This is a genomic window from Burkholderia mycopellens (genome assembly GCF_964265025.1).
GTDB lineage: Bacteria > Pseudomonadota > Gammaproteobacteria > Burkholderiales > Burkholderiaceae > Burkholderia.
The window spans coordinates 2,459,950-2,485,759 of sequence record NZ_OZ183802.1; the positions used below are offsets into that span (position 1 = coordinate 2,459,950).

23 protein-coding genes and 1 tRNA gene are annotated in these 25,810 nt (G+C 66.9%); 12 read left to right on the forward strand and 12 right to left on the reverse strand.

The window, feature by feature from the left end:
- Positions 1 to 40 precede the first annotated feature (40 nt).
- The 3 genes from clpX to tig all read right to left on the reverse strand — a co-directional run bounded on the left by clpX (position 41) and on the right by tig (position 3,617).
- The gene (gene clpX / locus ACPTTC_RS11345; protein WP_006489345.1) at positions 41 to 1,312 is read right to left on the reverse strand and encodes an ATP-dependent Clp protease ATP-binding subunit ClpX; all 1,272 of its coding nucleotides are present in this window, start codon (positions 1,310 to 1,312) and stop codon (positions 41 to 43) included.
- Between the two features lie 164 nt (positions 1,313 to 1,476).
- The gene (gene clpP / locus ACPTTC_RS11350) at positions 1,477 to 2,130 is read right to left on the reverse strand and encodes an ATP-dependent Clp endopeptidase proteolytic subunit ClpP (RefSeq protein ID WP_010092137.1); all 654 of its coding nucleotides are present in this window, start codon (positions 2,128 to 2,130) and stop codon (positions 1,477 to 1,479) included.
- A gap of 140 nt (positions 2,131 to 2,270) precedes the next feature.
- A complete protein-coding gene (gene tig / locus ACPTTC_RS11355; RefSeq protein WP_175955840.1) occupies positions 2,271 to 3,617 on the reverse strand; it encodes a trigger factor in 1,347 nt (448 codons plus the stop codon).
- Positions 3,618 to 4,006: 389 nt separating this feature from the next.
- On the opposite strand from tig, the gene ACPTTC_RS11360 reads away from it, so the two are divergent.
- Both ACPTTC_RS11360 and ACPTTC_RS11365 read left to right on the forward strand, forming a co-directional pair.
- A complete protein-coding gene (locus ACPTTC_RS11360; RefSeq protein WP_423392538.1) occupies positions 4,007 to 5,152 on the forward strand; it encodes a glycerate kinase in 1,146 nt (381 codons plus the stop codon).
- 62 nt (positions 5,153 to 5,214) lie between these two features.
- Positions 5,215 to 5,664 carry a MarR family winged helix-turn-helix transcriptional regulator gene (locus tag ACPTTC_RS11365; protein WP_423392539.1) on the forward strand — a complete coding sequence of 150 codons (450 nt, stop codon included), beginning with the start codon at positions 5,215 to 5,217 and terminating at the stop codon, positions 5,662 to 5,664.
- A 171-nt stretch (positions 5,665 to 5,835) separates the two neighbouring features.
- On the opposite strand, the gene ACPTTC_RS11370 is transcribed toward ACPTTC_RS11365, so the two are convergent.
- Together ACPTTC_RS11370 and ACPTTC_RS11375 are read right to left on the reverse strand one after the other, a co-directional pair.
- Positions 5,836 to 6,834, reverse strand: a complete 999-nt coding sequence (locus tag ACPTTC_RS11370) for a 2-dehydropantoate 2-reductase (RefSeq protein ID WP_423392540.1) — start codon at positions 6,832 to 6,834, stop codon at positions 5,836 to 5,838.
- A gap of 109 nt (positions 6,835 to 6,943) precedes the next feature.
- The gene (locus tag ACPTTC_RS11375; protein ID WP_423392541.1) at positions 6,944 to 8,089 is read right to left on the reverse strand and encodes a response regulator transcription factor; all 1,146 of its coding nucleotides are present in this window, start codon (positions 8,087 to 8,089) and stop codon (positions 6,944 to 6,946) included.
- Positions 8,090 to 8,391: 302 nt separating this feature from the next.
- Here ACPTTC_RS11375 and ACPTTC_RS11380 point away from each other — a divergent pair, with 302 nt between their 5' ends.
- From ACPTTC_RS11380 to ACPTTC_RS11395, 4 genes are all read left to right on the forward strand, one after another.
- Positions 8,392 to 9,438, forward strand: coding sequence for a porin (locus ACPTTC_RS11380; protein WP_423392542.1), 1,047 nt, complete (start codon positions 8,392 to 8,394; stop codon positions 9,436 to 9,438).
- A gap of 21 nt (positions 9,439 to 9,459) precedes the next feature.
- Positions 9,460 to 10,668, forward strand: coding sequence for an MFS transporter (locus ACPTTC_RS11385; protein WP_423392543.1), 1,209 nt, complete (start codon positions 9,460 to 9,462; stop codon positions 10,666 to 10,668).
- Positions 10,669 to 10,683: 15 nt separating this feature from the next.
- On the forward strand, positions 10,684 to 11,793 hold the full coding sequence (locus tag ACPTTC_RS11390) for a class II histone deacetylase (protein ID WP_423392544.1): 1,110 nt from the start codon (positions 10,684 to 10,686) through the stop codon (positions 11,791 to 11,793).
- Between the two features lie 114 nt (positions 11,794 to 11,907).
- Positions 11,908 to 12,138, forward strand: coding sequence for a hypothetical protein (locus ACPTTC_RS11395; RefSeq protein ID WP_423392545.1), 231 nt, complete (start codon positions 11,908 to 11,910; stop codon positions 12,136 to 12,138).
- Between the two features lie 105 nt (positions 12,139 to 12,243).
- On the opposite strand, the gene ACPTTC_RS11400 is transcribed toward ACPTTC_RS11395, so the two are convergent.
- Both ACPTTC_RS11400 and ACPTTC_RS11405 read right to left on the reverse strand, forming a co-directional pair.
- A complete protein-coding gene (locus tag ACPTTC_RS11400; protein ID WP_423392546.1) occupies positions 12,244 to 12,537 on the reverse strand; it encodes a hypothetical protein in 294 nt (97 codons plus the stop codon).
- A 193-nt stretch (positions 12,538 to 12,730) separates the two neighbouring features.
- Positions 12,731 to 12,817: transfer RNA gene (locus ACPTTC_RS11405), tRNA-Leu, on the reverse strand.
- Between the two features lie 236 nt (positions 12,818 to 13,053).
- Here ACPTTC_RS11405 and hpnD point away from each other — a divergent pair.
- A complete protein-coding gene (gene hpnD / locus ACPTTC_RS11410; RefSeq protein WP_423392547.1) occupies positions 13,054 to 13,887 on the forward strand; it encodes a presqualene diphosphate synthase HpnD in 834 nt (277 codons plus the stop codon).
- A gap of 10 nt (positions 13,888 to 13,897) precedes the next feature.
- Here the strand turns inward: hpnD and ACPTTC_RS11415 are convergent, their stop codons facing one another.
- From ACPTTC_RS11415 to ACPTTC_RS11425, 3 genes are all read right to left on the reverse strand, one after another.
- Complete coding sequence (locus ACPTTC_RS11415) at positions 13,898 to 15,118, reverse strand: DUF1501 domain-containing protein (RefSeq protein WP_175969568.1); 1,221 nt, start codon at positions 15,116 to 15,118, stop codon at positions 13,898 to 13,900.
- 67 nt (positions 15,119 to 15,185) lie between these two features.
- Positions 15,186 to 16,688 (reverse strand): DUF1800 domain-containing protein, encoded by a 1,503-nt coding sequence (locus ACPTTC_RS11420; RefSeq protein ID WP_423392548.1) that lies wholly within the window; start codon positions 16,686 to 16,688, stop codon positions 15,186 to 15,188.
- A 132-nt stretch (positions 16,689 to 16,820) separates the two neighbouring features.
- A complete protein-coding gene (locus ACPTTC_RS11425) occupies positions 16,821 to 17,099 on the reverse strand; it encodes a hypothetical protein (protein ID WP_175969566.1) in 279 nt (92 codons plus the stop codon).
- A 258-nt stretch (positions 17,100 to 17,357) separates the two neighbouring features.
- On the opposite strand from ACPTTC_RS11425, the gene ompR reads away from it, so the two are divergent.
- The 4 genes from ompR (at position 17,358) to ACPTTC_RS11445 (ending at position 20,835) form a co-directional block, all read left to right on the forward strand.
- Positions 17,358 to 18,092: a two-component system response regulator OmpR gene (gene ompR, locus ACPTTC_RS11430; protein ID WP_006478565.1), complete on the forward strand. Its 735-nt coding sequence runs from the start codon at positions 17,358 to 17,360 to the stop codon at positions 18,090 to 18,092.
- A gap of 40 nt (positions 18,093 to 18,132) precedes the next feature.
- Entirely contained in the window at positions 18,133 to 19,494 is a 1,362-nt protein-coding gene (locus ACPTTC_RS11435) for an ATP-binding protein (RefSeq protein WP_423392549.1), read from the forward strand.
- A 188-nt stretch (positions 19,495 to 19,682) separates the two neighbouring features.
- Positions 19,683 to 20,231, forward strand: coding sequence for a peroxiredoxin (locus ACPTTC_RS11440; protein WP_175955823.1), 549 nt, complete (start codon positions 19,683 to 19,685; stop codon positions 20,229 to 20,231).
- A 76-nt stretch (positions 20,232 to 20,307) separates the two neighbouring features.
- A complete protein-coding gene (locus tag ACPTTC_RS11445) occupies positions 20,308 to 20,835 on the forward strand; it encodes a carboxymuconolactone decarboxylase family protein (protein ID WP_011352388.1) in 528 nt (175 codons plus the stop codon).
- Between the two features lie 147 nt (positions 20,836 to 20,982).
- Here the strand turns inward: ACPTTC_RS11445 and ispF are convergent, their stop codons facing one another.
- Both ispF and ispD read right to left on the reverse strand, forming a co-directional pair.
- A complete protein-coding gene (gene ispF / locus ACPTTC_RS11450) occupies positions 20,983 to 21,468 on the reverse strand; it encodes a 2-C-methyl-D-erythritol 2,4-cyclodiphosphate synthase (RefSeq protein WP_175955821.1) in 486 nt (161 codons plus the stop codon).
- A 28-nt stretch (positions 21,469 to 21,496) separates the two neighbouring features.
- Positions 21,497 to 22,207: a 2-C-methyl-D-erythritol 4-phosphate cytidylyltransferase gene (gene ispD / locus ACPTTC_RS11455; protein ID WP_226196846.1), complete on the reverse strand. Its 711-nt coding sequence runs from the start codon at positions 22,205 to 22,207 to the stop codon at positions 21,497 to 21,499.
- A gap of 107 nt (positions 22,208 to 22,314) precedes the next feature.
- Between ispD and mfd the strand changes: the two genes are divergently transcribed.
- Complete coding sequence (mfd, locus tag ACPTTC_RS11460; RefSeq protein WP_423392550.1) at positions 22,315 to 25,785, forward strand: transcription-repair coupling factor; 3,471 nt, start codon at positions 22,315 to 22,317, stop codon at positions 25,783 to 25,785.
- The last annotated feature ends 25 nt before the right edge of the window (positions 25,786 to 25,810 follow it).

Below are 25,810 nucleotides of genomic sequence, written 5' to 3' on the forward strand. Positions count from 1 at the left end.
ATGAACGGCCCTTTTTCGCAGAACATCGTCGGCAAGCCGGTCAGTTCGAACCCGCCACCTTCGGCGTGTCCTCGTAGATCAGCAAAGGCTTGCCGTCGCCATCGATGACGTTCTCGTCGATGATGACTTTGCTGACCCCTTTCATTGTCGGCAGTTCGTACATCACGTCGAGCAATGCCTGTTCGATGATCGAACGCAAACCGCGCGCGCCGGTCTTGCGGCGGATCGCCTTGCGGGCGACTGCCTGCAGTGCGCCCGGCCGGATCTCCAGCTCGACGCGCTCCATCGCGAACAGCTTGTGATACTGCTTGACGAGCGCGTTCTTCGGCTCGACCAGGATCTTCATCAGCGCGGCTTCATCGAGCTTGCCGAGCGTCGCGACCACCGGCAGGCGGCCGATCAATTCGGGGATCAGACCGAATTTGATCAGGTCTTCCGGTTCCGTTTCGCGCAGCACTTCACCCGCGTCGCGCTCCTGCTTGCTCTTGACCGTCGCACCAAAGCCGATGCCGGTTTTCTCGGTGCGATCGGTGATCACCTTTTCGAGGCCGTCGAATGCCCCACCGCAGATGAACAGGATGTTGGTCGTGTCGACCTGGATGAAATCCTGGTTCGGGTGCTTGCGGCCACCCTGCGGCGGCACCGACGCCATCGTGCCCTCGACGAGCTTCAGCAGTGCCTGCTGGACGCCCTCGCCCGACACGTCGCGCGTGATCGACGGGTTGTCCGACTTGCGGCTGATCTTGTCGATTTCGTCGATGTAGACGATCCCGCGCTGGGCCTTGTCGACCTCGTAGTTGCAGTTCTGCAACAGCTTCTGAATGATGTTCTCGACGTCCTCGCCGACGTAGCCGGCTTCGGTCAGCGTCGTCGCATCGGCGATCACGAACGGCACGTTGAGCAACCGCGCGAGCGTCTGTGCGAGCAGCGTCTTGCCGGAGCCCGTCGGGCCGATCAGCAGGATGTTGCTCTTCGACAGCTCGACGTCGTCCTTCTTGTCGAGATGCTTCAGGCGCTTGTAGTGGTTGTACACCGCCACCGCGAGGATCTTCTTCGCGCGCTCCTGGCCGATCACGTACTGATCGAGGATGTCGCGAATTTCCTGCGGGCTCGGCAGATCCGACCGCGACAGGCTGGCCTCGACGCCGGCGGCAGCCGCCTCGTCGCGAATGATTTCGTTGCAGAGGTCGATACATTCATCGCAGATGAACACCGACGGGCCCGCGATGAGTTTTTTCACCTCATGCTGGCTCTTCCCGCAAAACGAGCAATACAACAGCTTCTCGCTGTTCGAACCTTTTTTGTCCGCCATGAATGTAGAGCCTCCGGACAGGTAAATGACATGATACGCCGAATGCTCCGAACGCCGCGCCTAGGGCGCGACCGGAGCCGGCCGGATGCGCTTGCCGCAGAGGCTCAGGGCGTGCGGAACATAGCAGGGGCGCCGCGTGAATCGGGGCGGCACCCCACTTAAGTTTACGGGCGCTTCAGCAGCACCTGATCGATCAGTCCGTACGCCTTCGCGTCCTCGCTCGACATGAAGTTATCACGGTCGGTATCGCGCGCGATGCGCTCGACGTCCTGACCCGTGTGCTGTGCGAGCAACTGGTTCAGCCGCTCCTTCAGGTAGAGGATTTCGCGCGCCTGGATCTCGATGTCGGATGCCTGGCCACGCGCGCCGCCGAGCGGCTGGTGGATCATCACGCGCGAGTTCGGCAGCGCGAAGCGCTTGCCCTTCGCACCCGACGCCAGCAGGAACGCGCCCATGCTGGCCGCGAGGCCCATGCACAGCGTCGACACGTCCGGCTTGATGAACTGCATCGTGTCGTAGATCGCCATGCCGGCCGACACCGACCCGCCCGGGCTGTTGATGTACAGGCTGATGTCCTTGTCGGGATTCTCGCTCTCGAGGAACAGCAACTGCGCGACCACGAGGTTCGCGGTCTGGTCGTTCACTTCGCCGACCATGAACACCAGGCGCTCCTTCAGGAGACGCGAGTAGATATCGTACGAACGCTCGCCGCGGCCGCTCGTTTCGACGACGATCGGCACCAGCCCCAGCGCTTGCGCCTCGAAACCCTGCGGCGCGTTCGAAGCAAGCATGTCCAGCAATTCAGCGCGAGTGATCATTCAATGAACCTTGTTCGATTGGAAAATTGAACGGAGGGAAGCCGCCCGCTCAATCGCCATATTAATGGCAACCGTGCGCTTGACGTGAAAACGGCGTGCGGGCCGTCGCTCCGACAGCCGGCACGCCGCTAGAGCGACACTTACGCTTGCGCCGATGCGCTCGCGAGTGCCTCGAAGCTCACTTCCTTGTCCGTCACCTTTGCCTTGCCCAGCACGAAATCGACGACGTTGCTTTCAACGACGAACGCTTCCATCTCGGCGAGGCGCTGCTGGTTGGAATAATACCAGCGGACCACTTCCTTCGGGTCTTCGTAGCTTTTCGCGAACTCGTCGACTTCCGCACGGATCTGTTCCGGCTTCGCTTCGAGGCCGTTCGACTTCACGAGCTCGGCCAGCACGAGGCCCAGCTTCACGCGACGCTCGGCCTGCTCGGCGAACATCTCGGCCGGGATCGGTGCGTCCTTCGCGTTCGGCACGCCGCGCTGCGCCAGATCCTGGCGAGCCATTTCGACGAGACGTTGCTGATCCTGCTCGATCAGCGCCTTCGGCACGTCGAGTTCGGAGATCTTCAGCAGCGCGTCCATCACCTGGTTCTTGACGATCGACTGCGTGCGACGCTTCGCTTCACGCTCGAGGTTTTCCTTGATCTCGGCGCGCATCTTCGTCAGGTCGCCGTCTTCGATGCCGAGCGACTTCGCGAATTCGGCGTCGATTTCCGGCAGGTGCGGCCACTCGATCTTCTTCATCGTGACCGTGAATTGCGCCGTCTTGCCCGCGACGTCCTTGCCGTGGTAGTCCTCCGGGAATGCCAGGTCGAACGTGCGCGATTCGCCGGCCTTCAGGCCCAGCGCCGCGGTTTCGAATTCCGGCAGCATGCGGCCTTCGCCGAGCACGAACGGGAAGTCTTCGGCCGTGCCGCCCTGGAACGCGACGCCGTCGATCTTGCCGACGAAGTCGACCGTCACGCGGTCGCCGTTCTTCGCTGCGGTGTCCGCGCCGCCGTCGCCGTGCTCGCCGGCTTCGCCACGTGCGTGGAAGTGCACGCGCTGCTTGCGCAGGATGTCCAGCGTGCGGTCGATTTCAGCGTCGCCGATCGACGTCGTCGAGCGCTCGACTTCAGCCGTCGCCAGATCGCCGATCTTCACTTCCGGGTAGACCTCGAACGTCGCGTCGAACGCGTATGCATCTTCAGCCTGCTCCTGCTTCGGCTCGAAGCTCGGCTGGCCAGCGACGCGCAGGTTTTCCGCGCGGCTGATCGTGAAGAATTCCTGGCCGATCTTGTCGCTCAGCACTTCCGCTTCGACCTGACCCGCGTACTGTTGCGCGACCATCTTCAGCGGCACCTTGCCCGGGCGGAAACCCGGCATGCGCACGTTCTTCGCGAGTTTCTGGATACGGGCGTCGATTTCCTTCTGCACGGTGTCTTTCGGCAGGGAAATCGTCACACGGCGTTCAAGCTTGCCGAGGTTCTCAACAACGTTAGCCATGGCTTCAATCGTCCTAAAATTATTCGAGCAAATCGGGTTTTCCTTGCCGTGCCTGCCTGCGGCGTGATGTGCGTCACATCCACTCGCCGCGCCGGAGCGCCACGCCATCCCTGCACGCGCCGGATGGCTAGCGCAAGCGGCTCGGAGCACGGCTTTGGCCGGAAGAATCGACTATTCTAGCAAACAATTTTCATCACACCGCCAGATCGGCGCGACGCGCATGCGTCTGCGCCGCGCCAACAGCCCTTCGCACGGCAATGCACGCGGATCGCCGCTATGCCGAACGCCGTATCCTCCACGGGCCCGCCATCCTGTAAGCTCCAACTGAGGGTGCGCCGCCGTCGCGGCCCCAATTATTCTTCACACCAATCACGCCGTCCGGAGACACCATGCCGCATCACCCGTCCGCGCCTGTCGTCGTCATCGCGCCCGATTCGTTCAAAGGTTCGCTTTCCGCCGAACAGGTCGCGGACGCGATCGCCACCGGCATTCGCCGCGCCCGGCCCGACGCTGTCGTGCGCCGCTGCCCGATGGCCGATGGCGGCGAAGGCACGCTCGACGCGATGCTGGCAGGTGGCGGCACACGGCGCGCGCTGCGGGTGGCCGGCGCATCGCTCGCGGCACGCGACGCGGCGGTCGGCGTGATCGACGCGCGCACCGCGATCGTCGAGACGGCCGAAATCGTCGGCATCACGGATCCGGTCGGCATGAGCGTGCCCGTCGACGCGCGCAGCACGCGCGGGATGGGCGAAGCGATCCGCACGCTGCTCGACGAAGGCGTGCGCCGCTTCTTCGTCGCGCTCGGCGGCAGCAGCACCAACGACGCGGGCGCCGGGCTGCTCGCGGGCCTCGGCCTCCAATGCTTCGACGCCGGCGGCCAGCCGGTCGAGCCGGTTCCGTCGCGGCTCGCCGACATCGCACGCATCGACGCGTCGGGGCTCGACCCGCGCCTGAAGGAAACCGAATTCATCGGCATGTCCGACGTCGACAACCCGCTGACGGGCGCGCACGGCGCGACCGCCGTGTTCGGCCCGCAAAAAGGCGTGACGCCCGAGCAGGTTGCGACCCTTGACGCGGCCCTCGCCCGCTTCGCCGACCTGCTCGAAGCCGCGCTCGACCATCGCAGCCGCGACCTGCCGGGCGCCGGTGCCGCAGGTGGCCTCGGTTTCGCGCTGCACATGCTTGGCGCGCGGTTCGAAGCCGGCGCCGAAGTGGTCGCGCGTCAGGTCGGGCTCGACGCGGCGCTCGCGGGCGCGGACTGGCTGATCACCGGCGAAGGCCGCTCCGACGTGCAGACGCTGCACGGGAAAGCGCCGTTCATCGCGTGCCGCCACGCGCAGGCTGCCGGCGTGCCCGCGTCGCTGCTGTCCGGCGCAATCGACCCGGCCGCGCTGCCCCGCCTGTCCGAACATTTTTCCGGCTGCTTCTCGCCGGCTCCCGGGCCGATCACGCTCGACGTCGCGATCCGCGACGCGGCCAGCCTGCTCGCGAACGAAGCGGAGCAATTGACACGCCTGAAGTACGGCGCACACTGACCGTTGACCCGAGCGCGCGATACAGGAACAATCGGGCCCGCCCTTTTTCTTCAGGATTCGACATGAAAGGCCGTCAAGCCGGGCTCGATCAGTTTCTGACCTATCGCCTCCACGCGCTCACGAAGCGATCCGACCGCGGGATCGGCGAGGTGTACCGGCACAAGCTCGACATCTCGTTGCCCGAGGCGCGCGTGATCGCCGCCGTCGGCGCCTTCGGCCCGTTCTCAATCATGGATCTCGCGCGCCACACCAATCTCGACAAGAGCCAGGCGAGCCGGGCAGCCGAGGCGCTGCTGCGCCAGGGGCTGCTCGAACGCAGTGCAAACGAGGAAGATGGCCGGATCGTGCTGATCGCACTGACCGCCGACGGCCGCGCGCTGCATCGCAAGATCATGCCGATCGTACGCAAGTGGAACGACGGCTTGCTCGCGTGCTTGTCCGACAGCGAACGCCAGACGTTCGAGCGGCTGCTCGACAAGGTGGTCGCGCACGCGACCGAGCGGGACGACTGAAGCAGCAACACGGGCAACGCGCCCATACCATTGATCCGATGAATTCGACGAGCCGCCCCGGTCGCCTCACCAGCGACGCGGGCGGCCCGCTTTGCGTCATGCGCTGCGCACGGCAAGCGGATCGCCGCGCTTCGCGTCACCGGCGTCGCGCCTGCCGCGGCCCCGCCCGTACTACAACCCGCTGTTCGTCGCGCGCTGCCGGAGCAGCCCGAGCACTGCGTCGCAATACGGGGTCGGCACGCCGAGCTTGCGCCCGAGTTCGGGAAACACGCCGAGGATCGGCCCGATCTCGAGCGCGCGCCCCGCTTCGAAATCCTGCAGCATCGACGTCTTGAACGCGCCGAGCTTGCGCGTGACCGCGATCCGCTCGGGCCCGCTCATCCCCGTCGACAGGCCGAGCGTCGCGCCGATCGCGGCCGCCTCCTCCATCATCCGCAACGCGAGATCCTGCGTGAACGGATCGTCGAGCAACTGCTCGGCCGTCGACCCCGTCAGCGCGCTCAGCGGATTCATGTTCATGTTGCCCCACAGCTTCGTCCAGATCTCGGTCCGGATCGCGGGCGTCGACTCGACGTCGAAGCCACCCGCCGCGAGCGCCGCGGCAAACCGGGCGGTAGCCGCGTCGAGCCGCGCATCGGGCGCACCGACGATCAGCCGGTTGCCGCGCCCGCGGCGCACGACGCCCGGCGCGTCGGTACTCGACGACAGGTGCACGACGCAACCGATCGCCTGCGCGGGCGGCAAAGCCGCCGACACCGCGCCGGCCGGATCGACCGCATCGAGCGGCACGCCGTCAAGCGCCCCTTCGAGCCCGTGCGTGAACCACCACGGCAGCCCGTTCATTGCCGCGACGATCACGGTGTCCGGCCCAACCAGCGGCGCAATGCGCGCGGCCAGAGCCGGCAGCGCCTGCGCCTTCAGCGCGATCACCACGTAGTCCTGCACGCCGAGCGCGGCCGCATCGTCGCTCGCTCGCATCGGAACCGACGATGTGACGCCCGCCTCGTCGATCACGCGCACGCCGTGGGTGTTCAACGCGTCGAGCGTCGCGCCGCGCGCATACGCGCTCACGGTCATGCCGGCCCGCGACAACGCGGCCGCGAGCAACCCGCCGATCGCGCCGACCCCGACCACCGCCGCGCGCACCGACCCTGAATTCGTGTCGTTCATGATGGAATTCCGTCTGCTGGGAGCTGACGAGCATAACGCTCAATGGTTGCGGGCACAACCATTCGCGCGAGCGCGTGCAATGCGTGGCGGTCGTGCGACTCAGCGCGATTCAGCGCCGCTCGTCACCGGCTTCCACCGGCTCGTCGTCGGCCGTGCCGCCCGGCGTGCCGAGCACGCCGGCGATCTGGCTCTTGTCGTGCATGCCGAGCTTGCGGTACGCGCAGCGCAGGTAGTGGCGCACGGTCGTCGGCGAAATCGCCATCTGTTGCGCGACTTCCTTGTGCGAGCGCCCTGCGCCGTAATAGCGGATCGCCGCGAGTTCGCGCGGGCTCAGCCGGTCGAGCAGCGAGCGCGGCCGCGCCTCGATCTGGAACAGCCCCGCAACCGGCACGCACTGGATTCGCAGCGCATCGCCGACGAACGGCTGGCCCGACTGGCGCCGCAGGTGCGCGACGAGCGGCTCCGGCACGCGCGCACCGGCCCACGCCGGCCATTCGGTGCGCAGCACGTCGTCGAAACCGTGATCGGCATGGTGGAGCACGCCGAAGTTGTCGCACAGTGCGCGCGCCGCCGGCGCGACGGTATCGCCGCGTTCGCGCGTGAGCTGCGCGGCGCGATTGATCGTCAGCGCCGCCGCGAGATGCGGAATCACTTCCTCGAAACGGCGCGCATCGTCGTCGCCGAACGGGCGATTCAGGCCCTGGCGGTAGATCGACATGAACGTCGTCAGGCCGAACCGGCGATCGAGCGTGCACACGCACATCAGCTGCGCGAGCCCGTACTTCACGCACCAGTCGCGAAACCGGGCATCGAGCCCCGGCTCGACGACCGACAAACGCACCGCGTGGCCGTGCGCGCCGCGCAGCGTGCGGTGCGCAAGCGGGTCGCAATCGCGCACGCGCTTCCAGTCGCTGAAGAACGCGTGCGGCAGACGGTACAGGAAGCTGTTGTGCATCACCGGGCCGGTTGGCACATGGGTCGCGACGCCGGTCCATGCGGCGTCGAATGGAATGAGCGCCTGCAGCAGCGAAAAGAAGCGGTATTCGAATTCACCGATGCCGGACCGGGCGGCAACCGCGTACAGGTCGAGCAGCATCAGCCCGAGTTCGCGCTGCGATGCGTCGCCGTGCGTAACGCCGTCGAAATCGGCACGCCGGGGCGGCAGTGGCGGCCACGCGAAGTCGTCGAGCACGATGGCTGCCGGCACGTCGCGCAGCGCATCGAGATCCTGCCCGAAATCCGTCGTGATCCTCACCTTCCGCTCCCCTGCCCGATCGGGCTGCTGATGTGCGCAACGACACCGGTCGATTATAGCGACCGGCTTTTTTGACAGGCCACGGCGTCGGAACGGGCGTCAGCCCCATCCATTTGAACGGTGCACGGCACGTTGCTGCCCCGCAGCACGCCGCGCCAAGGCAGCCCGCCGCGTGCATGCCGTGCACCACGGGTTTTCCACACCGTTCATCTGTACGACTGTTCGAAGGTTTTCCCGCTGCGGACACTGCGTCGCGACAACACCAACGACAAACCGATGCAGGACGGTATGGAGAACCCAACGTGACGAAAACCCGCTTCATCCGTACGGCCGCGGCCGTCGCGACGCTCGCCGCGTGCAGCGCTGCCGCGCACGCGCAGTCGAGTCTCACGCTGTACGGCGCGCTCGATGCCGGCGTGCAATACCTGACGCATGCCGACGGGCGCCACTCGGCCGTGCAGTTGCAGAACTACGGCATCCTGCCTTCGCAGATCGGGCTGAAAGGCCACGAGGATCTCGGCGGGGGCTGGCAAGCGCTGTTCAAGCTCGAACAGGGCCTCAACCTCAATGACGGCACCGCAACCGTGCCCGGCTATGCGTTCTTCCGCGGCGCGTACGTCGGCATCGCGGGGCCGGTCGGCACCGTCACGCTCGGCCGACAGTTCAGCGTGCTGTTCGACAAGACGCTGTTCTACGACCCGCTCTGGTACGCGTCGTACAGCGGCCAGGGCGTCATCGTGCCGATCAACGCGAACTTCATCGACAACGCGGTCAAGTACCAGTCACCGACGTTCGCCGGCTTCGACGTGGAGGCGCTTGCCGCGACGTCAGGCGTCGCCGGCAAACCGCGCGCCGGACGCGTGCTCGAACTCGGCGGCCAGTACACGAGCAACGGCCTGTCGGTCAGCGCGGTGCTGCATCAGGCGCACGGCGACGTTTCCGCGGCCGGCGACACGTCGGCGCGCCGCCGCGAACTCGGCACGCTCGCCGCGCGCTATGCGTTCGCCACCCTGCCGCTCACCGTCTATGCGGGCGTCGAACGCCTGACCGGCGACCTCGACGCGGCGCGCACGATCGTCTGGGGCGGTGCGCGCTATCAGATGTCGAGCGAGATTGGCCTGAATGCGGGCGTCTATCACACCGACTCGCGCACGCCGGCGATCGGCCACCCGACGCTGTTCATCGCGAGCACCACGTACGCACTGTCGAAACGCACCGTCGCCTACGTGAACCTCGGCTACGCGCGCAACCGCGGCCAGAGTTCGCAGACCGTCTACGAATACGACCCGACGCCGCTCGCCGGCGCATCGCAGTTCGGCGCGATGGTCGGCATCTATCACCTGTTCTGACTCCCCACACGAGATCCCGCCATGAAAACCCTTTCTACGGATGCCGCACTCCCGCCCGACAGCCGCGCGCCGACCTTCGCGCGCTCGACGCTCGTCGCGCTCGTCGTGTTCGCGGCCATCACGCCGCTGCTGCTGCTCGTGGCGCCCGCCGTCGCCGGCCAGCTCGCGACGCAGCTCGGGTTGTCCGCGTCGCAGATCGGCACCTACTTCTTCGTCGAACTCGGCGCGTTCAGCCTCGCGACCGTGCCGTCGTACCTGTGGCTCGGCCGGGTCGACGCGCGCCGCGTCGCGGCGTTCGCCATCGCGCTGTTCGGCGCGGGCAACCTGCTGACCGCGCTGTGGATGCCGGACTTCGTCGCGCTGCTCGCGCTGCGCGCCGTCACCGCGCTCGGCGGTGGCTCACTGATGGTGCTCTGCATGACGAGCGCCGCGACGAGCGAGAACAGCGACCGTGTGTACGGCCTGTGGGTCGTCGGCCAGTTGATCGCGGGTGCGATCGGCCTGTTCGCGCTGCCGCATGTGTTCGCGGCGTTCGGGCTGCGCGCGCTGTATGTCGCGCTCGCCGCGCTCGCGCTGCTCGCGGCGCCGCTGTCGCGCGGCTTTCCGTCATCGCTCGGCGCGCGAACCGCGCCTGCGCAAAACGCGCGCGGCGCGGCGGCACATGCGCCGCAAGGTTTCGTCGTGCTCGCGATCGGCGCGGTACTGACGTTCTATCTCGCGATCGGCAGCGTGTGGACGTTCGCAAGCCGTGCCGCGAACGAAGCCGGACTCGATCCGCAGTCGACCGGCAACGTCCTCGCGATCGCGAGCGTGATGGGCATTGCCGGCGCGGCGCTCGCGTCGTGCGCGGGCGGCCGGCTCGCCCGGCGCGCGATGCTCGCGGCCGGTTACGCGCTGCTGGCCGCCTCGCTCGTCGCGCTCGCGGTGATGCGACACGCCGGCGGCTACAGCGCGGCGATCTTCGCATTCAAGTTCGCGTGGACGTTCGTGCTGCCGTTCATCCTCGCGACCGTTGCGCAGATCGACACATCGGGCCGCCTCGTCGCCACGCTCAATTTCGTGATCGGCGCGGGCCTCGCGGCCGGCCCGCTGCTGGCCGGGCTGATGCTCGACGCCGGCGGCACGATGCACGCGCTGTTCGCGGCCGCGACGGCCGTCGCGATCGTGTCTTTCGCCGCGCTGCGCCACATCGATCGCCGCACGCGCCCTTCCGTTTCCTCCCAACCGTGACAGGTCACGCAATCCATGAATCGCACTGCCTTCTTCACCGACGAACGCACTTTCTGGCATACCGGCGGCACGCATGCGCTGTTCTTCCCGGTCGGCGGCTGGGTCCAGCCGCCGTCGAGCGCAGGCTACGCGGAATCGCCCGATTCGAAGCGCCGTTTCCTGTCGCTGGTGCAGGCCTCGGGCCTGGCCGCTCAGCTCGACCTGCGCGGCGCCGAACCGGCCTCGACCGCCGACCTGCTGCGCATTCATCCCGCGCACTATCTCGACGCGTTCCGCGCACTCAGCGATGCGAACGGCGGCGACCTCGGCGATCTCGCGCCGTTCGGCAAGGGTAGCTACGAGATCGCTGCGCTGTCGGCCGGCCTCGCGATCGCGGCTGTCGATACGGTCGTCGGCGAACGTGCGGCGAACGCGTTCTCGCTGTCGCGGCCGCCCGGCCACCACTGCCTGCGCGATCGCCCGATGGGCTTCTGCCTGCTGGCGAACATCCCGATCGCGGTCGAGGCCGCCCGCGCGAAACACGGCATCGAGCGGGTCGCGGTGATCGACTGGGACGTGCATCACGGCAACGGCACGCAGTCGATCTACTACGACGATCCGGACACGCTGACGATCTCGCTGCACCAGGACCGCTGCTTCCCGCCCGGCTACAGCGGCGCGGACGATCGCGGCCAGGGCGCGGGCGTCGGCGCGAACCTGAACGTGCCGCTGCTCGCGGGCAGCGGCGACGATGCGTATCGCTACGCGTTCGAACGGATCGTGCTGCCGGCGCTGGCGCGTTTCCGGCCCGAGCTGATCGTGGTCGCCAGCGGCCTCGACGCCAGCGCAGTCGACCCGCTCGCGCGCATGCAACTGCATACCGACAGCTACCGGTTCATGACGCGCGCGGTGAAGGATGCCGCGCAACGCCATTGCGGCGGGCGGCTCGCGATCGTTCACGAAGGCGGCTATTCGGAAGCGTACGTGCCGTTCTGCGGGCTCGCGATCGTCGAGGAGCTGGCCGGCATTCGCACCGACGTCGCCGATCCGATGCTCGACCTCGCGATCGCGCAGCAGCCTGGCAAGCGGTTCGTCGCGTTCCAGCGCGAACTGCTCGATGAACTGGCGGTGTCGTTCGGGTTGTAACGCGCGCTGGCGGACGCGACGAGGGCCGGCCTGCGCCGGCCCTCTTGCGCGATCGGTGCGGATGGGGTTTCCTGTGCTTTTATCCCCGCTCCGGCCCGAAGCCGCACTCTTCCGATGAAACCGTCCCCGCGCGACAACAATGACGATGCCAAGACGCGCCGCCAGCCCTCGAAGCTGGTCCTGAACATCGCCGCCGTGACGGTCGGCCTCATCACGTTCGCGATCGGCGCGGCGTGGGTGATCTATAGCTGGATCGTCGATCGGGAAGCACAATACTTCGCGATCCCACTGGTCTTCTCGGTGCCGGTGATCGTGGCGGTCGCGATCCGGAGTTTCTGGGAATAAGCGCGCCTGAAACGACGAAGCGCCGCGGGTCGGGCGACGCGCGGCGCTGGGTGTCGTGCTTGTTTCAGATGAGGCGGAGATCTCCGCGGTTCGCCTGAGGGCCGGTCACAGGCCCGGGCGCGGGCACGGATTGGAGACTGCGCCCTGATATCCGCCGGTGACGATGCCGAGCGCGGTAGCGGCCAGCGACGTGCCGACGGCTTTCAGCACGTTTTCCGTGGAGAACGTCTCGCCGCTCGTCATCACCCGCCCCGAGTACGCGGAGCACGCCGACGACGATGAAACCGTCTGCGCGGGCCTCGCGCTCCATGCAATGTTCTCGGCAGGCGTATTGGCAAAAGCCGGCGCGACCAGCATCAGCGCCAGTACGGACATCGGAATGCGTACGGTGTTTTTCATCGGTGGTCCTCGGTGTAATTGCGTTTCTTATATGGGAGGTGAACACGACATTACACGCGGCACGAATTTTCGCGCACCGCTTGCCCAGGCTCGCGTGCCGGGAAAGGCAACGACATCAACGAAAAAGCGCTGCGGTCAATCGACCGACAGCGCTTCTTGATGAACGGCCCCTGACAGAGGTGCGTTCGACTTCTGGTGCGTGAGGCCGGACTCGAACCGGCACACCCTTGCGGGCGTCAGGACCTAAACCTGGTGCGTCTACCAATTTCGCCACTCACGCGGATTTTCCGTCGCCTGACCACGCGGCACGCAAGATGCGTTTCCACGCGCCCGGGACACCGCGCCGGCCTGTAACCGACACGCCCGATCAGGCGAGCGCGAGATTCTACCCGATCCGCGCGGCGTTGTCTCGCCCTCGCCGACACCCGTCGTGCAGCGGTGCTAGAATGCCGCGCTCGACGTTTCGGCATCGCGCCGCCGCGCGTCCCCCGAACCCGCCCCCACCCGATTCCGCCCGTGAACTTCGACGACTACTGTCAGCAAAAGGCCGCCCCTGCGGGCTCCAGCGTCTACTACGCGCTGCGTCAGGCGCCGCTCGCCGCGCAACCGCGCCTGACCGCGCTGTTCGCGTTGCGTCGCGAACTCGAGGAAACCGTCAAGGAAACCAGCGACCCGACCATCGGGCACACAAAGCTCGCGTGGTGGCACAAGGAACTCGCGGCGCTGGCCGACGGGCAGCCGTCGCACCCGGTCACCAAGGCGCTCGCGCAGCATCATCCGGCGATCGCCGCCGAGACCGACGCATTGCGCACGCTCGTCAACGGTTACGGGATGGATCTCGAACAAGCCCGCTACCTCGATTTCGCGAACCTGCAGCGCTATATCGCCCAGGTCGGCGGCACCTTCGCGTCGCTGGTCGCGCGCGCCAGCGCCGCGAACCCGGCCGACCCGCAACCGTGGGCCGCGGATGCCGGCCGCGCGCTGATGCTCGCGCAATTCGTGCAGGAACTCGGCAACGATGCGCGCCACGGCCGCATCTACCTGCCGATCGACGAACTGCAGCGCTACAACGTGACCGCGGCCGATCTGCTGAACCGCCGCTACAGCCCGGCCTTCACCGAATTGCTGCAATTCCAGACGGCCCGCGCGCGCGAAGCGCTCATGGCCGCCGAAGCAGCGATTCCCGCGTCCGAACGCCGCGCGCAGCGCACGCTGCGTGCACAGATCGCCCTGGCCGGCGCACTGCTCGACGAAATCGAGCGCGACGGCTTCCAGGTACTGCACCAGCGCATCGCGCTGACGCCGATCCGCAAGCTGTGGGTCGCGTGGCGCACCGCGCGCCGACGCTGACCCGGGCGCCTCACGCCTTCAACAACGGCAGCGTGTCGAAGCGCTGCTGCAGCACGCGCGTCGCGTCGAGCCCCCACCACGGCCCGAGCACGGTCGCGTAAAGCTGGCGGAAATCGACCGCGACCGGCAGGTTGCCGTTGCCGTCGAGCCGCCCGAGCGCCGGCGGCGCACCATACAGCCCGCCGGCCACGCGCCCGCCCATCACGAAATGCGGCGCGGCCGTGCCGTGATCGGTGCCGTTGCTCTGGTTCTCCCGCACGCGCCGCCCGAATTCCGCATACGTCATCACGAGCGTCTGGTTCCAGCGGCCGAGTTCGATCAACGCACCGCGCATCGCGCTCATCCCCTCCGCGAACTGCTTGAGCAGCGCGGCTTGCTGCCCCGGCTGGTTCTGGTGCGTATCGAAGCCGTTGAGCGTCAGGCGCAGCACCGCGACACCATCCTGTGCGCCCGGCCCGGACGCTTCGCATGCGGCCAGCACCTGCATCGCCGTCTTGACCGACGTGCCGAACGCGCCGGCCGGAAAGGCCGTCCGGAATTCACGCATCCCGCCGCGCGGGCGCAGCCGGTCGGCCGCCTTCACGATATCGTTCTCGACGTCGATGATGTGTGCGAGCGCGGGGTTCTGTTCACGCAGCGACGACGGCTCGGCAAGCCGGGCCGCACGAATGAACTGCGCGGGATTGACGAGCGCGATCGCGCGTGCACCGTTCGAGAGCGGCCCCATCTCGGCGCTGCCGAGCACGACGCCGTCCGCCGCGAAACCGGGCGGCACGGGCGCCTGCGCGAACGTGCGCGTGAGCCAGCCTTCGTGCAGGTACTGGTCCGAACGCGACGCCGTATCCCAGATCTCGATCGAGCGGAAATGCGACAGGTTCGGCTGCGGATAGCCGACGCCCTGCACGACCGCGACCTGCCCGTCGCGCCACAGCGGCATCAGCGGCGCAAGCGACGGATGCAGCCCCGTGTGCGCGTCGAGTTGCAGCACTTGCTCGCGCTTGATGCCGATGCTGCGCCGGAACTGGTAATAGAGCGGGTCCGCATACGGCACCACGGTGTTGAGGCCGTCGTTGCCGCCCTTCAGCTCGACGAGGATCAGCACGTTCGCATACCCGGCCGCCGGTTGGCGCCCCGCCTGCGCCACGGAAGCCGCCATTGCAGGCGCCTGCCACATCGACACGCCGGCCGCGGCCGCAGCGCCCGTGAGCGTCAGAAAATCACGTCGGTTCATCGCGCATCCTTTGGTTCGCCGCCCGGCACCTTTGCCACACCGGCTCCCCGCTTCATCGTCGTTCGAATCATTTCAGTTGATAGGCCGGATCCATCAGCAGCGCTTCGAGATACGCGCTGCCGGTGGAATCCGTGTCGATCGCCGCGACCGGCGACAGTTGCAGCACCGCGTGCTGTAACTGAAGCTCGGTCGACAGACCCGCGGTCGCCTGCGGCCGTGCGCGATATTGTGCAAGCCAGCGTTCGAGGTCGAAACGCAGGCCGGCGCGCGCGGGCTTGGCTGGCGCTCCGCGCATGCCGGCTGCCGACGCCGTCTCGACCACCGGCATCGCATGCGCGCGGGCATTCGGCGGCGGCACCACCGGATGCGCCGGCGGGTGCATGCCGGCCGTCTCCGTCGCGCGGAACAGTTGCTCGACGAACTGCTTGCGCGCGAGCAGCGTGGTGCTGTTGATCCACAGCGCGCCGCCCGGCCAGCCCTTCACGTTCGGCGGGTAAAACAGGTTCTGCCCGAGCGTGCGCACGGTGTTCGCGAGCATCTGCGGATCGCCGTATGAAACGTCGAACAGCCGCACCGACCCGACGACGAATTCCGCCGGCGACTTGACGAGCACGCCGCGGTTGCGCGGATCCCAGAAGGCGTCGGTCGACCACAGCGCGGCGAGCGCCGCGCGAATGTCATAGCCACTCGATCGAAACCGCTCGGCCACCGCATCGAGCGCGCCCGGGTCGGGCGTATCGGACACGAACTCGCGCCACAGCTTGGCGGCGATGAAGCGCGCGGTGCCCGGCCGCTTCAGCAGGATGTCGAGAAAGCCGTCGCCGTCGAACGGCCCCGTTTCGCCGAGAATCGTCTTGTCGCCCGCATCGTGCCAATCCGGCCGCACCGCGAAGCGCAACGTATCGGGATCGACCGTCCAGCCCGTCATCGCCCGCGCGGCTTCGGTCACGTCGTTTTGCGTGTAATGCCCTTCGCCGAGCGTGAACAACTCCATCACCTCGCGCGCGAAATTCTCGTTCGGGCGCCCCTTGCGATTGCTCGCGCCGTCGAGATACTGCAGCATCGCCGGATCCTTCGCGACCGCGTGCAGCAGCGTGCCGAAGTTGCCGAGCGCCTCGCGGCGAAACAGCGCGTTCTGCGCGGCCATCGTCTGCGGGTATGGCACCTTGTCCTGCCCCGACGTGAAGTGCCCATGCCAGAACAGCGTCATGCGCTCGGTGAGCGGCGACGGCGTCACGATCATCTCGTTGACCCATGCCGCGCGCAGCGCATCGTACCGAACGTTGCGCTCGCGCTGCTCGTCGCGCCGCATGTCGGGGGTCAGCGCCTGGCGCTGCGCGCGCGTCGGCGGCAGCTCGGCGATCCAGTCGGGCCACGTCGTGACGGGGTCGCGGCGAACGTTGCCGAGCGTATCGGCCACGACCTGCGCGCGCGTCATGCCGACGACGCGCGCAACATCGGCGGGCGCGGGAGAGAAGCCGGTACGACTCAGGATAAACAATGCATCGTCGGCGTCGAGCGACGACTGCATCGCGGGCGACGGCGCCGGTGCGGCAGCGTTCGCTTTCATCGTCATGGACTCCCGGAGCGCACCGGCGGTGCGGATGCCGGTATAACGGCAATCGGCAGGCGAAAGTTGACGGGAAAATTGCTACGAATCTTTTCAGCGCGAAGGATTTCGCGCAGGGCGAAAGACGGCGCGTCAGCGCTTGTACAGCTCGCGAACGGCGTCCTCGATGTGCTGGCGCAAAAGGTGGCGCTCCTCGGGCGTCATGTGCCCGTCGCGGCGGCGCTGTTCGAGATCGGGAGGCACGGCGGAACGGGCCGTCATCTCGGCGGTACGATCGGCCTGCGGCGCCTTGCCGCGCGGCAGCTTGCGCGACGATGCGCCCTGCTCGGGGCGCTGCGCATACGCGAAGTTCGACGCATACGGACCGGCAAGCGCGATCGTCAGCATCAGTGCAATCCGGGCAGATCGCATGACCGTCCTCGCTTCTTTGGTCGATTTGTTCCCTTCGTCACGCGGCAACCGGTTACCTCTGGTACTTGAAAAACCCTGCGGAATTCGGGTGTGCAAAGATGAAAGATGGAGTGCAGGGGAGTATCTACCGAATTTCGGCTTCGAGTAAAGGAATCTCTATAGCCTGCCTTTACTCCGCGCGACACTACGGGTAAATTTTGTAACCGACTGTAACGCCCGAAAATACGCGGCCGTGCGTCAATTCCCATTCGCGATAAGATGCCGATCATGGAAACGAAAAACCCCTCCAAGATTCTCGTCGTCGACGACGACCCGCGCCTGCGCGATCTGCTGCGCCGCTATCTCGGCGAGCAGGGTTTCAATGTCTACGTCGCCGAAAACGCGACCGCAATGAACAAGCTCTGGGTACGCGAGCGTTTCGACCTGCTCGTGCTCGACCTGATGCTCCCGGGCGAAGACGGCCTGTCGATCTGCCGCCGCCTGCGCGGCAGCAACGACCGCACGCCGATCATCATGCTCACCGCGAAGGGCGAGGATGTGGATCGCATCGTCGGCCTCGAGATGGGCGCCGACGATTACCTGCCGAAGCCGTTCAACCCGCGCGAGCTCGTTGCGCGCATTCATGCGGTGCTGCGCCGCCAGGCGCCGGCCGAACTGCCCGGCGCTCCGTCGGAAACCACCGAGGTGTTCGAGTTCGGCGAGTTCTCGCTGAACCTCGCCACGCGCACGCTGACGAAGTCCGGCCAGGAAATTCCGCTCACCACCGGCGAATTCTCGGTGCTGAAGGTGTTCGCACGTCATCCGCGCCAGCCGCTATCGCGCGAGAAGCTGATGGAACTCGCCCGCGGCCGTGAATACGAAGTGTTCGACCGCAGCCTCGACGTGCAGATTTCGCGCCTGCGCAAGCTGATCGAACCGGATCCGGGCAGCCCGCGCTTCATCCAGACCGTCTGGGGCCTCGGCTACGTGTTCATCCCGGACGGCGCTGCCTGATCTTTTTCCTTCCCGGTTTCGCCCGCCCACGGCCCGTCCCATGCGTATCGACCGGCGCCTCCTGCAGCTTGCGTTCGGCGGGCTGTTCTGGCGCACCTTCCTGCTGATCGCGCTGCTGATCTCGGTCAGTCTCGCCGCGTGGTTCCAGAGCTTTCGCGTGATCGAGCGTGAGCCGCGGGCGCAGCGCGTCGCGCTGCAGCTCGTCGCGGTCGTGAAGCTCACGCGCACCGCCCTGCTCTACTCCGATCCCGATCTGCGGCGCGCGCTGCTGCAGGATCTCGAGAGCAACGAGGGCGTGCGCGTTTACCCGCGCGAGAAAACCGACAAGTTCAAGCTGCAGCCCGACGAATCGCTGAACCGCCTGATCGAACACGACATCCGCAGCCGCCTCGGCGACGATACCGTGATCGCGCAGTCGGTCAACGACATTCCTGGTGTGTGGATCAGCTTCAAGATCGACGACGACGATTACTGGGTCGCGCTCGACCGCGACCAACTCGACAACGTCACGGGCTTGCAGTGGGCCGGCTGGGGCCTGTTCGCGCTCGCGTTGTCGCTGTTCGGCTCCGCGTTCATCACGAGCCTCGTGAACCGGCCGTTCTCGCGGCTCGCGCTCGCCGCGCGCCAGATCGGCTCGGGCCAGAGGCCCGAACTGCTGCCCGAGCGCGGGATGGGCGTCGCGGCCGACACCAACCGCAGCTTCAACCAGATGGTGCGCGACCTCGAGCAGCTCGAGGCTGATCGCGCGCTGATGCTCGCGGGCATCTCGCACGACCTGCGCACGCCGCTCGCGCGGCTGCGGCTCGAAACCGAGATGAGCCCGTCCGATCAGGCGACCAAGGACGCGATGGTCGACGACATCGAACAGATGGACCGCATCATCGCGGCCTTCATCGACTACGCGCGCCCGTCGCAACGCAAGCCGGAACCCGTCGACCTGTCGTCGATCGCGCAGGAAGTCGCCGCGCGGGTAGCAGGCGAGGATGGCGTCGAGATCCGCACGCGGCTCGCGCCGAGCGCGGTGATCGAAGCCGACGAGACTGACATGCGCCGCGTAATCGGCAACCTCATCGAGAACGCGCGCAAGTACGGCCAGAGCAAGCAGGACGGCGTGTCGCACATCACGCTCGAGACACGCGTGTCGCACGCCCGCGTCGAGCTGTCGGTGAGCGACGAAGGCCCCGGCATCCCCGAGGATCAACTGCCGCTCGTGATGCGGCCGTTCTACCGCGTCGACACCGCCCGCACCAAGGCGGACGGCACGGGCCTCGGGATGGCGATCGTGCTGCGCCTCGTCGGCCGCTACCGCGGCGCGCTGCGCCTGCGCAACCGCAACCCCGAAGCAGGCCTCGAAGTCACGCTCGAATTCCCCGGCGCCGGCAAGGCGCGTGCGACGGCGTGACGCGCTCGCGCACGCTTCTTGCGCTGCACACTATCGATCCGGTTGAAAAAAACTATGAAGATAGTTAGTCAAAATCTATTGAAGCGCTTTACTAATAGTGTTATAGTTTGCGCAGGCTGTCACATCATCGTTGCAGCACCGAGGTAGCTTGACTCAGTCTTCTTCCCAACTCATACAGGAGTATCCGCATGAAAACCGTGGGCGATAAACTCGAAGCTTTCACCGTCGTAGCCGCGAAGCCGGGCTTCAACCATCACGAAGAAAACGGGCAGTCGGCATTCGAGACCGTCACCGAAGCATCGTTCCCGGGCAAGTGGAAGATCATCTACTTCTATCCGAAGGATTTCACGTTCGTGTGCCCGACGGAAATCGTCGAGTTCGCGAAGCTCACGAAGCAGTTCGAAGAGCGCGATGCCATCCTGCTGGGCGGCAGCTCGGACAACGAATTCGTCAAGCTCGCATGGCGCCGTGAGCACAAGGACCTCGACAAGCTGAACCACTACTCGTTCGGCGACGTCAAGGGCGAGCTGATCGACCAGCTCGGCGTGCGCGACAAGGAAGCCGGCGTGGCGCTGCGTGCAACGTTCATCGTCGATCCGGACAACACGATCCAGCACGTTTCGGTGAACAACCTGAACGTCGGCCGCAGCCCGGAAGAAGTCCTGCGGATTCTGGACGGCCTGCAAACGGACGAACTGTGCCCGTGCAACCGTGCAGTCGGCGGCGCAACGCTGTAAGCGCATCGATGCACGAAGCCCGCGGCGCACGTCCTGCCTGCGGGCTTTTTTAACGGCCAACCCATAGGAGATATCAATGGAATTCATCGATTCGATTAAGGCACGTATTCCCGACTACGCGAAGGACATTCGCCTGAACCTCGACGGCACGATCTCGCGCTCGTCGCTCGAGGGCACCGACGCGGTCGGCGTCGCGCTGGCGGCGGCAATCGCGGCGAAGAGCACGGTGCTCATCAAGACGATCCGCGAAGCCGGCGTCCTGTCGCCCGAAGAAACGAACGCCGTGCTGACGGCGGCCGCGCTGATGGGGATGAACAACACCTGGTATCCGTATGTCGAGATGGCCGACGATGCCGACCTGAAGACGCAACGCGCCGAGCTGCGGATGGGTGCGTATGCCACGCACGGTGGCGTCGACAAGCGCAAGTTCGAGATGTACGCGCTCGCCGCGTCGATCGTCGGCAAGTGCCACTTCTGCGTGAAGTCGCACTATGCGCTGCTGAAGAACGAGCAAGGGATGACCGTCACGCAGTTGCGCGACGTCGGCCGCATCGCGTCGGTGATCAACGCCGCCGCGCAGGTGATCGCCGCCGAAGGCGAATAAACGGCTGCTTGAGCGGTCTCGCCGTGCGACCGGCAGCCATGCCGGAGCGGCCGTCGCTCCAAACGAAAATGCCACGCATCAGCGTGGCATTTTTTCATTTCCGCAGCACGGCGCGCGGAGCGAACCGCACGCCGCCACCGCCGGGCGTCAGCCGCCCTGCCTGACCAGCAGCGCGGCGGCCTGCGCCTCGATGCCCTCGCCGCGGCCGAGATAGCCGAGCTTCTCGTTGGTCTTCGCCTTCACGTTCACGCGGTCGAGCGGCAGCCCGAGATCGGCCGCGATGTTCGCGCGCATGCCGTCGATATGCGGCGCGAGCTTCGGCGCCTGCGCGATCACGGTGCTGTCGACGTTCTGGATCGCGAAGCCGGCCGCTTTGACGCGGGCCACGCACTCACGCAGCAGCACGCGGCTGTCGGCGCCCTTGAACGCCGCGTCCGTGTCGGAGAAATGGCGGCCGATGTCGCCGAGCGCGGCCGCGCCGAACAGCGCGTCGGTGATCGCGTGCAGCAACACGTCCGCGTCCGAGTGGCCGAGCAGGCCGCGTTCGTAAGGAATCGTCACGCCGCCGATGATGAGGGGGCGCCCCGGGACGAGCTGGTGCACGTCGTAGCCTTGTCCAATTCTGAAATCCATGCGTGTTCCGATTGAGATGGGGTGAAAGTCAGGAAGCGTGCGCGGGGCGCGCGAGGATCGCTTCCGCGAGCGCGAAATCTTCCGGGTACGTGACCTTGAAGTTGCGCAGGCTGCCCTGCACGACGCGCGGCGTATGGCCGGCCCATTCGATCGCGCTCGCTTCGTCGGTCAGGTCGTGCCCTTCGCGCTGCGCGCGCAGGATCGCGTCGCGCAGCATGCCGATGCGGAACATCTGCGGCGTCTGCGCCTGCCACAGTGCGTCGCGCGACTCGGTGCGCGCGATCGCGTCGCCGCCGGCCGGCACGCGCTTGAGCGTATCGGCCACCGGCAGCGCGACGATGCCGCCGACCGGATCGTCCTTCAGCGTCGCGACGAGCGTGCGGATCAGCTCCGGCGTGATGCCCGGGCGGGCGGCATCGTGCACGAGCACCCAGTCGCGGTCGGTCGCGCCGAACTCGGTCAGCTCGAGCAGCCCGTTCAGCACCGACGCCTGGCGCGAGCCGCCGCCGCAGCGGCGCACCGCGAAGCGCAGGCCCGCGAAGCGGCGCGCGTCGAAATGGGAATCGTCGGGCGCGAGGACGACGAGCGTCTGCGCGAATTCGCTGCACGCATCGAACGCGGCGAGCGTGTAATGCAGCAGCGCGCGGCCGGCCAGCGTGCGATATTGCTTCGGCACGGCCGAACCGGAACGGCTGCCCGTGCCGGCACAGGGAATCAGGGCGAAAAGTCGGGGAGTCACGAAAGGAAACGCCGGAAAGATGAAATCGAGAAGCGGATTTTATAATAGGTCTTTCGTCTCGACCGGCGCACCGCGATGCGCCCGTGTACGCCACCCCTGCCGTCCCTATGCCAGATAACGCTTCCACCCCGTCCGCCTCGCCCGTTGCCCGCGTCAAACCCGGCCAGCGCTTTGCCTTCGACGGCGCGCACGGTTCCGCCGACGCGCTCGCCATTGCCCGTTATCTTGACGATAACCGCCAGGACGTGCCGCTTCTGGCGGTGATCTGTGCGAACGCGGTCGACTCGCAGCGGCTCTCGCAGGAAATCCGCTACTTCTCGCCCGATGCGCGCGTGCGCCTGCTGCCGGACTGGGAAACGCTGCCGTACGACACGTTCTCGCCGCACCAGGACCTCGTGTCCGAGCGGCTCGCGACGCTGCACGACCTCGGCGAAGGCCGCTGCGACATCCTGCTCGTGCCCGCGACCACCGCGCTGTACCGGATGCCGCCGGCGTCGTTCATGGCCGCGTACACGTTCGCGTTCGCGCAGGGCGAACGGCTCGACGAGGCGAAGCTGAAGGCGCAGCTCACGCTGGCCGGCTACGAGCACGTGAGCCAGGTCGTGCGGCCCGGCGAATACTGCGTGCGCGGTTCGCTGATCGACCTGTACCCGATGGGTTCGCCGCTGCCGTACCGGATCGACCTGTTCGACGACCAGGTCGACTCGATCCGCGCGTTCGACCCCGACACACAGCGCAGCCTCTACCCGGTGCGCGACGTGCGCCTGTTGCCCGGCCGCGAGTTTCCGTTCGACGAAGCCGCGCGCACGGCCTTCCGCAGCCGCTGGCGCGAGACCTTCGAAGGCGACCCGAGCCGTGCGCCGATCTACAAGGACATCGGCAACGGCGTGCCGTCGGCCGGCATCGAGTATTACCTGCCGCTGTTCTTCCACGAGACGGCCACGCTGTTCCACTACCTGCCGCAGGACGCGCACCTCGTGTTCACGGGCGATCTCGAGGCTTCGATCCGCCGCTTCACGGCCGATACGAAGCAGCGCCACGCGTTCCTGTCGCACGATCGCGAACGGCCGATCCTCGAGCCGCAGCGCCTGTTCCTGTCCGATGAGGATTTCTTCGCGTTCGCGAAACCGTTCGCACGCGTCGTGCTGCCCGCGCAACCGGCCGGCGGCTGGGCAACGGCGCTGCCCGAGCTCACCGTCGACCGGCATTCCGACGATCCGCTCGCGTCGCTGCGCACGTTCGTCGAATCGTCAGGCAAGCGCGTGCTGCTGACCGTCGAATCGGCCGGCCGCCGCGAGACGATCCTGCAACTGCTCGCCGAGCATCACCTGCGCCCCGCGTCGAACGACCACTTCGCGGGCTGGCTCGCGAGCGACGAACGCTTCGCGCTCGGCGTCGCGCCGCTGTCGAGCGGCTTCGCGGTGCCGGGCGAAGGTTATGCGATCGTCACCGAAACCGAGCTGTACGGTGCGCTCGGCCGCCGCGCGGGCCGCCGCCGGCAGGAACAGGCCAGCAACGTCGACGCGATGGTGCGGGACCTGTCGGAGCTGAAGGTCGGCGACCCGGTCGTCCACGCGCAGCACGGCATCGGCCGCTACATGGGCCTCGTGTCGATGGATCTCGGCGAAGGCGAGACCGAATTCCTGCATCTCGAATACTCGGGCGACAGCAAGCTCTACGTGCCCGTCGCGCAATTGCACGTGATCTCGCGCTACAGCGGCGCCGATCCCGACAGCGCGCCGCTGCACGCGCTCGGCTCCGGCCAGTGGGAACGCGCGAAGCGCAAGGCCGCACAGCAGATCCGCGACACGGCCGCCGAGCTGCTGAACCTGTACGCGCGCCGCGCGGCCCGCGAAGGCCACGCGTTCTCGCTCGATCCGCGCGACTACGTGAAGTTCGCCGAAAGCTTCGGTTTCGAGGAAACCCCCGACCAGGCCGCCGCCATCGCGGCCGTGATCGGCGACATGACGAGCGGCAAGCCGATGGACCGCCTCGTATGCGGCGACGTCGGCTTCGGCAAGACCGAGGTCGCGCTGCGCGCGGCGTTCATCGCGGTGCTGGGCGGCAAGCAGGTCGCGCTGCTGTCGCCGACCACGCTGCTCGCCGAGCAGCACACGCAGACCTTCGTCGACCGCTTCGCGGACTGGCCGGTGCGGATCGTCGAGCTGTCGCGCTTCAAGACCACGAAGGAGGTCAACGCGGCGATCGCGCAGATCAACGAAGGCAGCGTCGACATCGTGATCGGCACGCACAAGCTGCTGTCGTCGGACGTGCAGTTCAAGCGCCTCGGCCTCGTGATCATCGACGAGGAACACCGCTTCGGCGTGCGCCAGAAGGAAGCGCTGAAGGCGCTGCGCGCGGAAGTCGACGTGCTGACGCTCACCGCGACGCCGATCCCGCGCACGCTCGGGATGGCGCTCGAAGGGCTGCGCGATTTCTCGGTCATTGCAACCGCGCCGCAGAAGCGGCTCGCGATCAAGACCTTCGTGCGTCGCGAGGAAGAAAGCGTGATCCGCGAGGCGATGCTGCGCGAACTGAAGCGCGGCGGCCAGGTGTACTTCCTGCACAACGAAGTCGAGACGATCGAGAACCGCAAGGCGATGCTCGAGGCGCTCGTGCCCGAAGCACGCATCGTGATCGCGCACGGCCAGATGCATGAGCGCGAGCTCGAACGGGTGATGCGCGATTTCGTCGCGCAGCGCGCGAACGTGCTGCTGTGCACGACCATCATCGAGACCGGCATCGACGTGCCGAGCGCGAACACGATCATCATGCACCGCGCGGACAAGTTCGGCCTCGCGCAGCTTCACCAGCTGCGCGGCCGCGTCGGCCGCTCGCATCACCAGGCATATGCGTACCTGCTGGTCCACGATCCGCAGGCGCTGACCAAGCAGGCACAGCGCCGGCTCGAAGCGATCCAGCAGATGGAGGAACTCGGTTCGGGCTTCTATCTCGCGATGCACGACCTCGAGATCCGCGGTACCGGCGAAGTGCTCGGCGACAAGCAGTCGGGGGAAATTCACGAGATCGGCTTCCAGCTCTATACGGACATGCTGAACGACGCGGTGAAGGCGCTGAAGAACGGCAAGGAGCCCGACCTCACCGCCCCGCTCGCCGCGACGACGGAAATCAACCTGCACGCGCCGGCGATCCTGCCGGCCGACTACTGCGCGGACGTGCAGGAGCGGCTGTCGCTGTACAAGCGTCTCGCGAACTGCGAGCACGGCGACGCGATCGACGGCATCCAGGAAGAGCTGATCGACCGCTTCGGCAAACTGCCGCCGCAGGCGCACGCGCTCGTCGAGACCCATCGGCTGCGGATCGCCGCGAAGCCGCTCGGCATCGTGAAGATCGATGCAAGCGAGGTTGCGATCGGGCTGCAGTTCGAGCCGAATCCGCCGATCGATCCGATGCGGATCATCGAGATGGTGCAGAAGCATCGGCACATCAAGCTCGCGGGCCAGGACAAGCTGCGCATCGAGACGCGCTCGCCCGACCTCGCGATCCGCGTGTCGACGATCAAGGAAACGCTGCGCGCGCTCGCGCCGAAGCAGGGAGCGGCTGCCGCGGTGCGCTGACGCGATCCCGACGGGTGCGGCGTTG